Annotated in this window: 10 protein-coding genes; 7 read left to right on the top strand and 3 right to left on the bottom strand. The window is 69.5% G+C overall.

Annotated elements, in window-relative coordinates; genetic code table 11:
* Nucleotides 1–30: 30 nt before the first annotated feature.
* On the bottom strand, nt 31–297 hold the full coding sequence (locus PBN85_RS16585) for a hypothetical protein (RefSeq protein ID WP_153810806.1): 267 nt from the start codon (nt 295–297) through the stop codon (nt 31–33).
* A gap of 210 nt (nt 298–507) precedes the next feature.
* Between PBN85_RS16585 and PBN85_RS16580 the strand changes: the two genes are divergently transcribed.
* The 3 genes from PBN85_RS16580 to PBN85_RS16570 all read left to right on the top strand — a co-directional run bounded on the left by PBN85_RS16580 (nt 508) and on the right by PBN85_RS16570 (nt 5,046).
* Complete coding sequence (locus PBN85_RS16580; protein ID WP_037535213.1) at nt 508–1,581, top strand: LacI family DNA-binding transcriptional regulator; 1,074 nt, start codon at nt 508–510, stop codon at nt 1,579–1,581.
* A gap of 91 nt (nt 1,582–1,672) precedes the next feature.
* A complete protein-coding gene (locus tag PBN85_RS16575; RefSeq protein WP_037535212.1) occupies nt 1,673–4,144 on the top strand; it encodes a circularly permuted type 2 ATP-grasp protein in 2,472 nt (823 codons plus the stop codon).
* Between the two features lie 23 nt (nt 4,145–4,167).
* Complete coding sequence (locus PBN85_RS16570) at nt 4,168–5,046, top strand: transglutaminase family protein (protein WP_271300916.1); 879 nt, start codon at nt 4,168–4,170, stop codon at nt 5,044–5,046.
* Between the two features lie 177 nt (nt 5,047–5,223).
* On the opposite strand, the gene ligD is transcribed toward PBN85_RS16570, so the two are convergent.
* Together ligD and ku are read right to left on the bottom strand one after the other, a co-directional pair.
* Complete coding sequence (gene ligD / locus PBN85_RS16565) at nt 5,224–7,803, bottom strand: DNA ligase D (RefSeq protein ID WP_271299675.1); 2,580 nt, start codon at nt 7,801–7,803, stop codon at nt 5,224–5,226.
* A gap of 15 nt (nt 7,804–7,818) precedes the next feature.
* Nucleotides 7,819–8,670 (bottom strand): non-homologous end joining protein Ku, encoded by an 852-nt coding sequence (ku, locus tag PBN85_RS16560; protein ID WP_037535210.1) that lies wholly within the window; start codon nt 8,668–8,670, stop codon nt 7,819–7,821.
* 117 nt (nt 8,671–8,787) lie between these two features.
* On the opposite strand from ku, the gene pdxH reads away from it, so the two are divergent.
* The 4 genes from pdxH (at nt 8,788) to PBN85_RS16540 (ending at nt 12,694) form a co-directional block, all read left to right on the top strand.
* Nucleotides 8,788–9,375: a pyridoxamine 5'-phosphate oxidase gene (gene pdxH, locus PBN85_RS16555; RefSeq protein ID WP_271299674.1), complete on the top strand. Its 588-nt coding sequence runs from the start codon at nt 8,788–8,790 to the stop codon at nt 9,373–9,375.
* Complete coding sequence (locus tag PBN85_RS16550) at nt 9,372–10,319, top strand: cation diffusion facilitator family transporter (protein WP_037535208.1); 948 nt, start codon at nt 9,372–9,374, stop codon at nt 10,317–10,319. Before pdxH ends, PBN85_RS16550 begins: the two co-directional genes overlap by 4 nt.
* A gap of 23 nt (nt 10,320–10,342) precedes the next feature.
* Nucleotides 10,343–11,140 (top strand): PhzF family phenazine biosynthesis protein, encoded by a 798-nt coding sequence (locus tag PBN85_RS16545; RefSeq protein WP_271299673.1) that lies wholly within the window; start codon nt 10,343–10,345, stop codon nt 11,138–11,140.
* Nucleotides 11,141–11,335: 195 nt separating this feature from the next.
* Entirely contained in the window at nt 11,336–12,694 is a 1,359-nt protein-coding gene (locus tag PBN85_RS16540) for a glycosyl transferase family protein (protein WP_271299672.1), read from the top strand.
* The last annotated feature ends 12 nt before the right edge of the window (nt 12,695–12,706 follow it).

Here is a 12,706-nt window from a genome sequence, read left to right as displayed (position 1 = left end):
CGACGGGGCCTTCGCGACGCGGCTCAGCGATCAGTTGCTGTCGGAATTGTCGCTGCCACCGGTGGCGACGAGCACGCCGACGACGAGCGCGGCGAGAACGCCGATACTGATCAGCGTCGTGCCGGGAATCGACGCGCCGAGCTGGCTCTTGGCGCCGGCCGGGGCGGCGGCGCGGCTGATCGACAGGCTTGCGGCGGGATTGGCGGTGGTCGTCGCCGGAGCGGCCGCCGCGGCGACGGGGGCGGCGAGCAGCGCGGTTCCGGCGGCTGCGGCAAATAGGCGAGAGATCATAGTCATGGTGTTAACTCCCTTGTCTTTAAACGGTAACTTATCGAGAACTGGCGAACGTCATCGGCGTCGCGGTTGTTGTTCGGAGGGGTGCGTCGATGCAAGTCAAATCGTCGCGGGGATGAAGGTGGGACAGGCACCCGTTTCGCCGCTCTTGCCGGATCGGCCGCAGGCGTCCATGCGTGCGCATCGTCTCCAACGGATTGTTCCGCGCGCGTCATGACCCTAGCCCCTTCGCCCCGTTCCTCCCGCCGGACGGGTTCCGCGCCGACGATCAGCGACGTCGCCAAACGCGCCGGCGTCTCGCCGATGACCGTGTCGCGCGTCATCAACGGCGAGACCAACGTCCGCCCCGCGACGCGCGATCGGGTCAATGACGCGATCTCCGCGCTCAATTATGCGCCCAATCCCGCCGCGCGCAGCCTCGCCGGGGCGGGGCCGTCGCGGGTCGGGCTGCTCTACAGCAACCCCAGCGCCGGCTTCCTCAGCGAATTCCTGCTCGGCAGCCTCGATCAGGCGAGCCGCAGCGACGTGCAGATCATCGTCGAGAAATGCGATCTCGGCGATCATGAGCTGGAGGTGGCGCAGCATCTGATCGACGGCGGCATCGACGGCATCCTGCTGCCGCCGCCCCTGTGCGAGGCGCCCGCGCTGCTCGCGCTGCTCGACGCCGCCAACGTGCCGAGCGTCGCGGTGGCGACCGGCCAGCCCGCCGAGAGCCAGATGGCGATCCGCATCGACGATTGCGCCGCCGCGGCGGTGATGACGCGGCACGTCATGGATCTCGGCCATCGCCGCATCGGCTTCATCAAGGGCGCGCCCAATCTGTCGGCGAGCGCCCAGCGGCTGGAGGGCTATCGCGCGGCGCTGGCGGAGGCGGGGATCGCGATCGATCCCGCGCTGATCGTCGATGGCCTGTTCACCTATCTGTCGGGGCTCGATGCGGCGGAGCAATTGCTCTGCCTCAGCGATCCGCCGACCGCGATCGTCTCGTCCAACGACGATATGGCGGCGGCGACGGTCGCGGTCGCGCACCGCCACGGGCTCGACGTGCCGGGCGACCTTACCGTCTGCGGCTTCGACGACACGACATTGTCGACCGCGATCTGGCCCGAACTGACGACGATCCACCAGCCGATCGCCGACATGGCGCGCGCCGCGGTGGCGCTGCTGGTCGGCACGATCCGCCGCCAGCGTGGCGGCGACGCGCCGCGCCATCAGGTGCTCGACTATACGCTGATCCGTCGCCAGTCGGATGCGCCGCCCCGCCGCCGGCCGCGCGCCAGCCTGTAGGCGCGGGGCCGCTCACCGTCCGTAAAGGGTTGCGCTCGGCGCCTGACATGTAGACGGTGCCGGCCGGGCGGATGAGGTGACACGTTAGGCTATGGCGACGCAGGCCTTACCCCTGGATGCGACGGCGCACGCTCGGCACTGGATCAGCGATTATTGCACGCGCGCCACCGCCGGCGACGTGCTGTGCGGCAGCGACGATCCCGCCTGGACGGCGATGTTCGAGGAACTGGCGATCGTCGCCTCCGACGATCTCGACCATGTCCGCGAGCGCGTCCGCCGCCACGCCGCCGACATCGGCATGGGCTTTCGCGTCATCGGCGAGGCGGACGAGCGGCCCTGGCCGGTCTCGCCGGTGCCGCTGCTGATCGAGGCGGGGGAATGGGCGCAGATCGTCCGCGGCGTCACCCAGCGCGCGGCGCTGCTCGAGACGGTGATCGCCGACCTCTACGGCCCCGGCCGGCTCGTCGAGCGCGGGCTGATCCCTGCCGCGCTGGTCACCGGCAGCCCCTATTTCCTGCGGCCGATGGTCGGGCTGGAGCCACCCGGCGGCCGCCACCTGCATTTCATCGCGATCGACCTCGGCCGCGGGCCGACCGGTGAATGGCGTGTGCTCGGCGATCACCTGCGCGCGCCCGCCGGCGCCGGCTATGCGCTGGAGAACCGGCTGGCGGTGAGCCGCACGCTCGGCGGCCTGCAGGGGCGGATCAACGTCCAGCGCCACGCGCCCTTCTTCGCCGCCTTCCGCGCCGGCATCGCCGCGATGTGCCGGCGCAGCGACCCGCGCATCGGCCTGATGACGCCGGGGCGGTTCAACCCGAGCTATCCCGAGCAGGCGCATCTCGCGCGCTATCTCGGCCTGCTGCTGGTCGAGGGCGCCGATCTCGCCGCGCTCGAAAACCAGCTCTACGTGCGCACGATCGGCGGGCTCAAGCGGATCGATGCCCTGTGGCGGCGGGTCGATCCGCGGCTGCTCGATCCGCTGGCGTTCGATTCGCATTCGCAGATCGGCGTGCCCGGGCTGATCGACGCCTATGCCGCGGGCAACGTCCTGCTCTCCAACGCGCCGGGGGCAGGGGTGCTGGAGGCGCCGGCGTTCGGCGCCTTCCTGCCGCAGCTCGCGACGCGATTGTGCGGCGAGAGCCTGCACCTGCCCAACATCGCCACCTGGTGGTGCGGCCAGCCCGACGAATGCGCGCGCGTCGAGGAGGATCTCGACCGGTTGCTGATCGGCCCGGCGTTCGGCCCGGTGCCGCTCGGCCTGCCCGGCGGGCGGATCGTCCCCGGCAGCGAGCTGGATGCCGGACAGCGCGCCGCCTTGCGTGCCGACATGGCGCGACGGCCGCAGGATTATGTCGGGCAGGAGATCGTCCGCCTGTCGACCATGCCGGTGGTGATCGGCGACCGGCTCGAGCCGCGCCCGTTCACGCTGCGCGTCTTCGCCGCCCGCGACGAACGGGGCGAATGGACGGTGCTGCCCGGCGGCTTCGCCCGGATCGGCGAGGCGACCGATCCGCGCGCGAGCGTGCTCGGCGAGGGCACCTGGTCCGCCGACGTGTGCGTCCACGGCGCCGACAGCGTCGAGCCGGTGTCGCTGCTGCCGGCACCGGATTCGCCGCACGTCCGCCGCAATCCCGGCACGTTGCCGAGCCGCGTCGCCGACAATTTCTACTGGCTCGGCCGGTATCTGGAGCGCGGCGAGGCGCTGCTCGCGGCGATCCGCGTGATGCTCGGCCATTCGATCGCGGCGGATGCCGGCGCGTCGCTGCCTGCGGCGACGCTCGGCAAGCTGGTCGGGATGATCGTCGCCGGCGATGCCGCGGCACAGCCGCCCTCGCTCAAGCGCGGCGACCTCACCGCCCTCGCGCGCACGGCGATGGAGGACGAGAGCCGCCATTCGGTCGCGACGATCAACCGGCTCGCCCGCGGCATCGGCGAAGGGTCGCGCGACCGGCTGTCGGCGGACATGGTGCGGCTGCTCGAAGCGCCCTTCCCGAGCCATCGCGGCATGCTCGATCGCGCCGGATCGCTGCAACGCCGCTATGTCGCGATCGCCGGCCTGTCGGCGGAGCATATGGGGCGGACCGCGGCGTGGCGGTTCCACGACCTCGGCCGCCGCGTCGAGCGTGGCATCGCGATGACGCGCGCGCTGCGCCTGTTCGGCATGGCCGGCGCGACCGCGGACGATCTTTCGACGCTGCTCGACCTCGCCGACAGCCAGATCAGCTATCGCCAGCGCTATCTCACCGGTATCGCGCGGGTGCCGGTGGTCGATCTGGTCGCGCTCGACCCCGGCAATCCGCGCAGCCTCGCCTTCCAGGCCGAGCGGATCAACGAACGGCTGCGCGACCTGCCCGTGCTGAGCGACGACGGCATGCCCGAGCCGCAGCAGGTGCACGGCCGCACCCTCGCCGCGGCGCTGGCGATGACCGGCGCGGCGACGCTCACCGCCGAACAGCTCGGCGACATCGAGCAGCGGCTGACGCAATTGTCGGAAAGCGTCGCGCGCCGCTATTTCCTGCAGGGCGCCGAACCGCTCCGCGCCGGCGGACTGACGCTCGCGTGACCGACGGAGGCCTCATCGGCGCGATGCGCTACGACATCCGCCACATCACCCGCTTCGATTACGGCGGCAACGTCAAGTTCGCGCGCTGCAACCTGCGGCTCAAGCCGATCGACTGGCCGGGGCAGACGCTCGAGGATTATGCGCTCACCGTCGAGCCGGCCGGGCGGCTGAGCCCGGCGCGCGCCGAGGCGGGGCTGGCGCATGTCACGCGGCTGATGATCGACACGCCGGTGCGCAGCCTGACGATCGAGAGCCGGTCGCGGATGCGCGTCGACCGGCTGGTGCCGGTGCCCGCGGCGGACGACCCGACGCTGAGCGAGATCGCCGCGCTGGCGCGTGCCAGCCGCGACCTGTCGGCAGCGGGACCGGCCAATTATCTCTTCCCCTCGCCGCTGATCCCGCTCGACCACCAGATCGCCGATTATTGCGCCGCCGACCTCGATCCGGCGCAGGGCGCGCTGGCGGCGGGGATCGCGCTTGCCCGCCGCATCCAGCGCGACTTCACCTTCGATGCGACCGCCACGCTGGTCGACACGCCGCCGCACGAGGCCTTCGCCCAGCGCAAGGGCGTCTGCCAGGATTTCGCGCAGATCATGATCACCGGGCTGCGCGCCGCCGGCCTGCCCGCGGCCTATGCCAGCGGCTATATCCGCACCATACCGCCCGCCGGCCAGCCGCGCCTCGTCGGCGCCGATGCCACCCACGCCTGGGTGCTGCTGTGGTGCGGGCCGGTGCATGGCTGGGTCGGGCTCGACCCCACCAACGGCATCTGGATGGCGGGCGACCATATCGTCATGGCGGTCGGCCGCGATTATGCCGAGATCGCCCCGGTCGACGGCGTCGTGCTCGGCTCGCAGGCGCAGAGCATGGCGGTGAGCGTCGACGTCGCGCCTTTGGGGTGAACGCGACTTCGGGGGCGCGCGCGCCTTCGCTTGAGGAAAGGTGCGCTTCGACAGGCTCAGCGCGAACGGGGGATCGCCGCTTTCCCGGCTATGCCGTTGGCCCTGAGCCTGTCGAAGGGCAGGTGTCCGCAGGCGAATGGCCGCTTGTGAGGGGACGCTCTTGCCTCGCCCCCAGCATCACAGATCCGGCAGCACCTGCTCCGCCACGCCCCAGCCGGCGAGCGCGCGCGACGATGCGCGGGCGATCAGCGCGTCCAGGTCGCGCACGCTCCATCGCCCCGCGGTGTCGAGGTCGCGCAACTCGGTCCACGATACCGGCGCGGCGACCGGCGCGCCGGGGCGCGCGCGCGCCGAATAGGGCATGATCGCGGTGCTGCCGCGCTGGTTGCGCAGATAGTCGATGAAGATCTTGCCCTTGCGCTTGGCCTTGGTCATCACCGCGACGAACCGGTCGGGTTCGGCCGCGGCGAGCGCGCGGGCGAAGCGGTCGGCGAAATCCTTGACCGCGGGCCATTCCGCCTGCGGCGTCAGCGGCACGACGACGTGGACGCCCTTGCCGCCCGACAGCAGCGGGAAGCTGACCAGCCCCAGTTCGGCGAGCTGCGCGCTGACATGGTCGGCCGCGCGCTTGGTGTCTTCGAAGTCGAGCCCCTCGTCGGGATCGAGATCGATCACCAGCCGGTCGGGCTTTTCGATCGCGTCGATCCGCGATCCCCAGCCGTGGAATTCGATCGTCCCCATCTGCACGCAGGCGACCAGCCCGTCGGCATCGTCGACGTAGAGATAGGGCTGGACCGAACCGTCCTTCTCGGTGACGTCGACATGGTGGACGGTGTCGCCGAAGCTGCCCGCGTCATGCTTCTGGAAGAAGCACTGCTTGGCGCGGCCCTGCGGACAGCGGACGAGGCTGACCGGCCGGCGCCCCGCCCAGGGCAGCATCACCGGCGCGATCGCGGCATAATAATCGGCGAGATCGCCCTTGGTGACGTCGCTGTCGGGGAAGATGACGCGGTCGCGGCTGCTCACCTTGATATGCACCTCTGGCGCATCCGGCGCGGGTTCCGGCCGCTCGGCGACCACCGCGCTCGCCGCCTTGTCTTCGCGCAGGCCGAGGAAACTGGCGTGGCGCAGTACCTTGTCGGGCGTCACCTCGGCGAAGGCGACCTCGGCGACCAGCTCGGGGCGCAGCCAGCGCGCGCCGCGCAGCGCCGCCCGGAACGGTTTGAGGTCGGCGGCGGCGACCGGCGGCGCCTCGGCGGCGAGATCGGCGAACCGGTCGATGAGATCGTCCATCCGCGCCTGGTCGAAGCCGGTGCCGACCTTGCCGGCATAGCGCCAGCCGCCGTCCTCATGGACGCCGAGCAGCAGCGACTTGAAGCCGCGCTTCTTGTCGGACGACGTCCAGCCGATGATGACGAACTCCTGCCGCAGCGTGCATTTCGCCTTCAGCCAGGTGCGGTTGCGCTTGCCTGCATAAGGCGCGTCGGCGCGTTTCGAGACGACGCCTTCCAGCCCCTCGCGGCACATCGCCGCATACAGCTCCTCGCCCGAGCCGAGCACGTGATCGGCATATTGCAGGCGCGGGCCGTCGCGGAGGATCGCGCGCAGCCGGTCCTTGCGCTCAATCGTGGTCAGCGGGGTGAGGTCCTCGCCGTTGAGCGCGAGCAGGTCGAAGGCGCACAGCGTCATGTCGCCGCCGCTGGCGATCGCGTCCTTGAGCGTCGAGAAATCGGGCTTGCCGTCCTTGAAGGCGACGATCTCGCCATCGATCAACGCGCTGTCGACCGGCAGCTCGGCCGCCGCATCGGCGATCGCGGCGAATGTGTCGGTCCAGTCGAGCCCGCTGCGGGTATAGACCTTCGCCTGGCCGCCGGCGATCGCGACCAGCGCACGATAGCCGTCATATTTGACCTCGTGCAGCCAGCCGCTGCCGGTCGGGACGTGATCGACCAGGGTGCAGAGCTGCGGCTCGCGAAACGCCGGGAAATCCTTTCCGGCACGGAGCGACGGGTCGACCACGCCCCGCGTGGTCGAGGATCGTCCGGGGGACGATCCGACCCCTCGCTGGGAACCGCGGCGCTTCTGCGCCGTGGTGGAGGGGGGGGCGCCGCGGGCGCTGCGCGTGCGGCCACCCCCCTCCACCAGCTTCGCTGGTCCGCCTCCCCGTGCCGGGGCGGATTTGCGAGCCTTGCCCTCGGCGATCTCGGCCATCGTCCGGCCGGTGGCGACGCTGGTCAGCGCCTCCTCGACCAATGTGTCGGTGCCGCCGGCATAGGCATCGTCGATCTTGCGCAGCAGCCAGTTCTCGCGCTTCTCCTTGCCGCGCGGCTTGAGCCGGATCAGCAGCCATTCGCCCTTCATCCGCTCGCCGTCGAGCGTAAAGTGGAGATGGCCCTTGTCGATATCCTTGGCCGATTTGCCCTTCACCGGTGCCCAGGTGCCGCGATCCCACAGCATCACCGTGCCGCCGCCATATTCGCCGGCGGGGATCGTCCCCTCGAACGTCGCATAAGAGAGCGGATGATCCTCGGTGCGGACCGCCAGCCGCTTCTCGTCGGGATCGAGGCTGGGGCCGCGCGTCACCGCCCAGCTCTTGAGCACGCCGTCGACCTCCAGCCGGAAATCCCAGTGCAGGCGGGTGGCATCATGCTTCTGGACGATGAAGCTGTTGCCGTGGCCCGGCGCGAGCGTGCCGGCCGGCTCTGCGGTCTTGGCGAAGTCGCGCTTGGCGTTGTAGCGTTCGAGGGGGTCGCTCATCGCCGTGGCGTCGCCTTATGCACGTTTCTTGGCCGGGGTCTTCTTCGCCGGCGCCTTCTTCGCGGCGGCGGGCTTCGCCTTGCCCGCTTCCATCGATTTCTTGAGCGCGGCCATCAGGTCGACGACGTTGCTCGACGTCTTGCCGCCTTCGTCCTTGTCCTCGATCACCTTGGCGCCCTTCGCCTTGCGTTTGCGCTCGACGAGGTCCTTGAGCGCATCGACATAACGGTCGTGGAATTCCTGCGGATCGAAGGCGGCGCTCTTCTTGTCGATCAACGCCTCGGCGAGGTCGAGCAGTTCGGGATCGGGCTTGCCCTGCGGGATGTCGCGGAAATAGCTCTGCGCCTTGTTGACCTCGTCGGCGTAGCGCAGGGTTTCGAGCACTAGCCCGCGCCCACACGGCTTGAGGCTGACGACATATTCGCGCCCCCGCATCGCCAGCTGACCGAGCCCGACCTTCTTGGTGCGGCGCAGCGCCTCGCGCAGCACGATGAACGCTTCCTCGGCAAGATCGTCGGCGGGGACGACGAAATAGGGCTTTTCGTAATAGAGCACGTCGATCTCGCTCGCGTCGACGAACTGCGTCAATTCGAGCGTCTTCTTCGACTCGAGCTTGACCGCGTCGATCTCGTCCTGTTCGAGCAGGACGAATTCGCCCTTCGACACCTCATAGCCCTTCATGATCTCGTCGGTGTCGACCGGGCCGACGCCGGTGACGATCTTCTCGTAATGGATCGGCTGGCCGGTCGGCTCGTGGATCTGCTTGAACGCGACCGCGGCGCCGCTCTTCGTCGCCGCGTAGATCTCGACCGGGATCGACACCAGCGCCAGGCGGATCTGACCTTGCCAATAGGCGCGTGCGGGCATGAGCGAGGCCTTATTATTGCGGAGGCGATTCAATTCGCGGGCGGCGGAGTCGTTCCGCGGCGGGCAAGTCCTCGGCGCCCGGTTCCGCGATCGGCCAACATGCGCTAAGAGCCGGGAATGGCTGACGACCCCTTCGCCCTGTTCGAGTCCTGGTACGCCGAGGCACGCGAAAGTGAGATCAACGATTCCAACGCGATGGCGCTCGCCACCGTCGATGCCGCAGGGCAGCCCGCGGTGCGCATGGTGCTGCTGAAGGGCCACGGCCGCGACGGTTTCGTCTTCTACACCAATCGCGAGGGTCGCAAGGCGGCGGAGATCGCGGCGGTGCCCAAGGCGGCGCTGCTGTTCCACTGGAAGTCGCTGCGCCGGCAGATCCGCATCGAAGGAGCCGTCAGCCGCGTCAGCGATGCGGAATCGGACGCCTATTTCGCCAGTCGCAGCCGTGATTCGCAGCTCGGCGCCTGGGCCTCCGACCAGTCGCGTGCCCTCGACAGCCGCGCGACCTTCGAGGCGCGCTTTGCCGAGATGGAGCGGCGGTTCGCCGGCAGCGACGTACCGCGTCCGCCGCAATGGGGCGGCTATCGCGTCACGCCGCACCGGATCGAATTCTGGCAGGATCGCGCGCACCGCCTGCACGAACGACGCCTGTTCACCCGCACCGCCGCGGGAGCCGACGGCTGGACCGAAGGACTGTTGTTTCCATGACCCGTGACGAACAGCGCCAGCTGCTGCCGCTTGCCACCCGGGCCGCGCTCGCCAGCGTGGCGATGGCCTGCTCGCTGCTCGCGCTCAAGGGCTTCGCCGCCTGGCATACCGGATCGGTGGCGATGCTCGGCAGTCTCGCCGACACCGCGCTCGACCTGCTCGCCAGCCTCGTCACCCTGTACGGCGTGCGCCTCGCCGCGACGCCCGCCGACCACGACCATCGCTTCGGCCACGGCAAGGCGGAGGCGCTCGCCGCGCTGTTCCAGGTCGCGCTGATCACCGCCTCGGCCGCAGGCATCGCCTGGCGCGCGATCGCCGCGCTGTCGGAGAACGGCCCGACCGCCGACGCCGAATTCGGCATCGGCGTGTCGATCGTCGCGATCGGCGCGACCATCGTGCTGCTCTGGTATCAGCGCCGCATCATCCGCCAGACCGGATCGGTCGCGATCATGGCGGACAATGTCCATTACCAGTCGGACGTGCTGCTCAACGGATCGGTGATCGTCGCGCTGGTGCTCGACCAGTATCTCGGCTGGCACAAGGCGGACCCGGTGCTCGGCATCGCCATCGCCCTGTGGCTCGCCTGGGGCGCCTTCCAGGCCTCGTCCAACGCGATCGACCAGCTGATGGACAAGGAATGGCCCGACGACGAGCGCGCCGCCTTCCTCGACGTCGCGGCACGCCAGCCGGGGCTCAAGGGCATCCACGACTTCCGCACCCGCCGCTCGGGCAGCCACGATTTCGCTCAATTCCACATGGAGGTGGACCGCGACCTCACCGTCGGCGCGGCGCATGACATCGTCGAATCGGTCGAACGTACCCTGCGCAGCACCTTCCCCAAGGTCGAGGTGCTGATCCATCTCGATCCCGAAGGCCATGTCGATACCGACAATCCGCTGGTCGAGGCGGACGTCACGCCGCACTGGTTCAGCAAGCGCCTCTGACCTCCTGCCCGAAAGCCTCAGCGATGCGAATCCCGTTTGCGCAGATCGACGCCTTTTCGGCGACGCCGTTCGGCGGCAATCCGGCCGCGGTGATGCCGCTGTCCGCGTGGCTCGCCGACGACGTGCTGCTCGCCATCGCCGCGGAGAACAATCTGTCGGAAACCGCCTTTCTGGTGCCGGACACGAGCGGCGCGGCGGATTTCGAGCTGCGCTGGTTCACGCCGGGCGCGGAGGTGCGGCTGTGCGGTCATGCGACGCTGGCGAGCGGGCATTTCGTGCTGTCGTCGGGCGGTGACGGCGATGCGGTGCGCTTCCGCACCCGGCAGGCGGGCGTGCTCACCGTCGCGCGCGACGGCGTCGGCTATGCGCTGGCGCTGCCGGCGTGGAAGCCCGAGCCCAAGCCTCTGCCCGAGGTGGTCTCGGCGCTCGGCGTCGACGGCGTGGTCGAGACGCTGTGGCGCGAGGGCGGCTATGGCGTGATCGTGCTCGAATCCGAGACGGCGGTGCGCGAAGTCCGCCCCGACCTGCGCGCGCTCGCCGCGACGGGGGACCATCAGGCGATCGTCACCGCGCGCGGGCAGACCGCCGATGTCGTCAGCCGCATGTTCGCGCCCGGCGCGGGTGTGGACGAAGACCCGGTGACCGGATCGGCGCATGCGGTGATCGTGCCCTATTGGGCCGACCGGCTCGGCACCGACCGCTTCACCGCCTATCAGGCGAGCGCGCGCGGCGGCGCGCTGACCTGCCGGCTGGAGGCGGACCGCGTCGTGCTGGGCGGGGCGTGCGTGACGGTGATCGAGGGGACGTTCCTGTTGCCGTGATGAGTCGCGCGGCGCGGCTCACGGCAACCCGTTGGCGTCGCACGTAGACTATACGATTTTCCCTCTGGCGACTGCCGTCGGCGCAATCAGGGAAAGGCCGCGGCAAGAACAGCTTGCGCGATCCCGCTTGCTCATGACGTATCCAAATCGGATATAGTCAGGCGGGATCTTGGGGCGGGGGCCTTGGAATTCGTCTTGAATAGTCTGGATGGCGCGGCGCGCGAGTCGATGCTCTTCGCGTCGGTCGGCCTGTTGCTTGGCGGGATCGATGATCTTGCCGTCGATCTCTGCTTCCTTCTCTGCTGGATGGCGCGCTATCGGGTCGCCGATCGGTCGGTCGCTACGCTGCCGCCGCCGGCCAAGATGATCGTCGCGACGTTCGTCGCGGCTTGGCAGGAAGCCGCCGTGATCGAGGCGATGCTGGCGACGGCTTCGTCGCGCCTGGACGATGCAAATTGCCGTATTTTCGTCGGCGTCTATCCCAATGATCCGGACACGATCCGCGCAGCCGCGGCGGCGGCGGTTCGCGACGCGCGCATCCGCGTCGTCATCGGCGCGCATGCCGGCCCGACGACCAAGGCGGATTGCCTCAACAGCTTGTGGGTGGCGCTGTGTCGCGATGATGCTGACACCGGCCGGCATACGGACGCGGTCATCATCCATGATGCGGAGGATGTCGTCCATCGCGCGGAGCTGCGCGTCTTTTCCGCGCTGCTTCCGGATCATGCGGTGGTCCAGCTGCCGGTGCTGCCGTTGGTCCGGCACGGGTCCTGGGTGTCGGGCCATTATGCCGACGAATTCGCTTATGCCCATGGCGTGCAGCAGCCGGTGCGCGCGTTGCTCGGTGCACCGCTGCCGCTGGCCGGCACCGGCTGCGCGATGACGACCGCCATTCTCGCCGCGATCGCCGCCGAGCGCTCCGGCCGGCCGTTCGACACGATGAGCCTGACCGAGGATTACGAATTGGGCCTGCGCGTCTCCGCCTCGGGCAGGGGCGTCTGTTTCGCACGACTGCGTGATCCGGTCGACGGCAGCCTCGTCGCGGTGCGCGCCTATTTTCCCGAGCAGTTCATGGCGGCGGTACGGCAGAAGGCGCGGTGGATGACCGGCATCGCGCTGGCGGGATGGGATCGTATCGGCTGGGGCCGGCCGCACGCGCTGATCGATCATTGGATGCGGATGCGTGACCGGCGCGGCCCGATCGCGGTGATCGTCCTGACGGCGGCCTATCTCGCCGTGCTGCTGCTATCGATCACGACGAGCCTGCACTGGATCGCCGCCATTCCCGATGACGGCCGGCATATTGCGATGTGGCTGTGGTGGGCGACGACGGCGCTGTTCGGCTGGCGTCTTCTGATGCGCATGGCCTGTACCGCGAGCGCTTACGGCTGGGGAGAAGCGTGGCGGGCCGTCCCTCGCTTCTTCTTCGCCAATGCCGTGATGCTGGTCGCCGCGCTGCTGGCGCTGCGCCGCTACCAGCAATGGCTGTGCGGATCGGCGCCGGTCTGGGACAAGACGTCGCACCGCTTTCCGGAGCTGGAGCAGGGCGGGTGAGACGAGGCCGTC

The sequence above is a fragment of the Sphingomonas sp. CV7422 genome (assembly GCF_027945725.1).
In the GTDB taxonomy this organism is placed as follows: Bacteria; Pseudomonadota; Alphaproteobacteria; order Sphingomonadales; family Sphingomonadaceae; genus Sphingomonas; species Sphingomonas kyungheensis.
This window is presented reverse-complemented; position numbering and strand designations above follow the sequence as displayed.

Coding starts and splice junctions, on each gene's coding strand:
- PBN85_RS16585 (WP_153810806.1), bottom strand. CDS start 297: ATGACTATGATCTCTCGCCTATTTGCCGCAGCCGCCGGAACCGCGCTG.
- PBN85_RS16580 (WP_037535213.1), top strand. CDS start 508: ATGACCCTAGCCCCTTCGCCCCGTTCCTCCCGCCGGACGGGTTCCGCG.
- PBN85_RS16575 (WP_037535212.1), top strand. CDS start 1,673: ATGGCGACGCAGGCCTTACCCCTGGATGCGACGGCGCACGCTCGGCAC.
- PBN85_RS16570 (WP_271300916.1), top strand. CDS start 4,168: ATGCGCTACGACATCCGCCACATCACCCGCTTCGATTACGGCGGCAAC.
- ligD (WP_271299675.1), bottom strand. CDS start 7,803: ATGAGCGACCCCCTCGAACGCTACAACGCCAAGCGCGACTTCGCCAAG.
- ku (WP_037535210.1), bottom strand. CDS start 8,670: ATGCCCGCACGCGCCTATTGGCAAGGTCAGATCCGCCTGGCGCTGGTG.
- pdxH (WP_271299674.1), top strand. CDS start 8,788: ATGGCTGACGACCCCTTCGCCCTGTTCGAGTCCTGGTACGCCGAGGCA.
- PBN85_RS16550 (WP_037535208.1), top strand. CDS start 9,372: ATGACCCGTGACGAACAGCGCCAGCTGCTGCCGCTTGCCACCCGGGCC.
- PBN85_RS16545 (WP_271299673.1), top strand. CDS start 10,343: ATGCGAATCCCGTTTGCGCAGATCGACGCCTTTTCGGCGACGCCGTTC.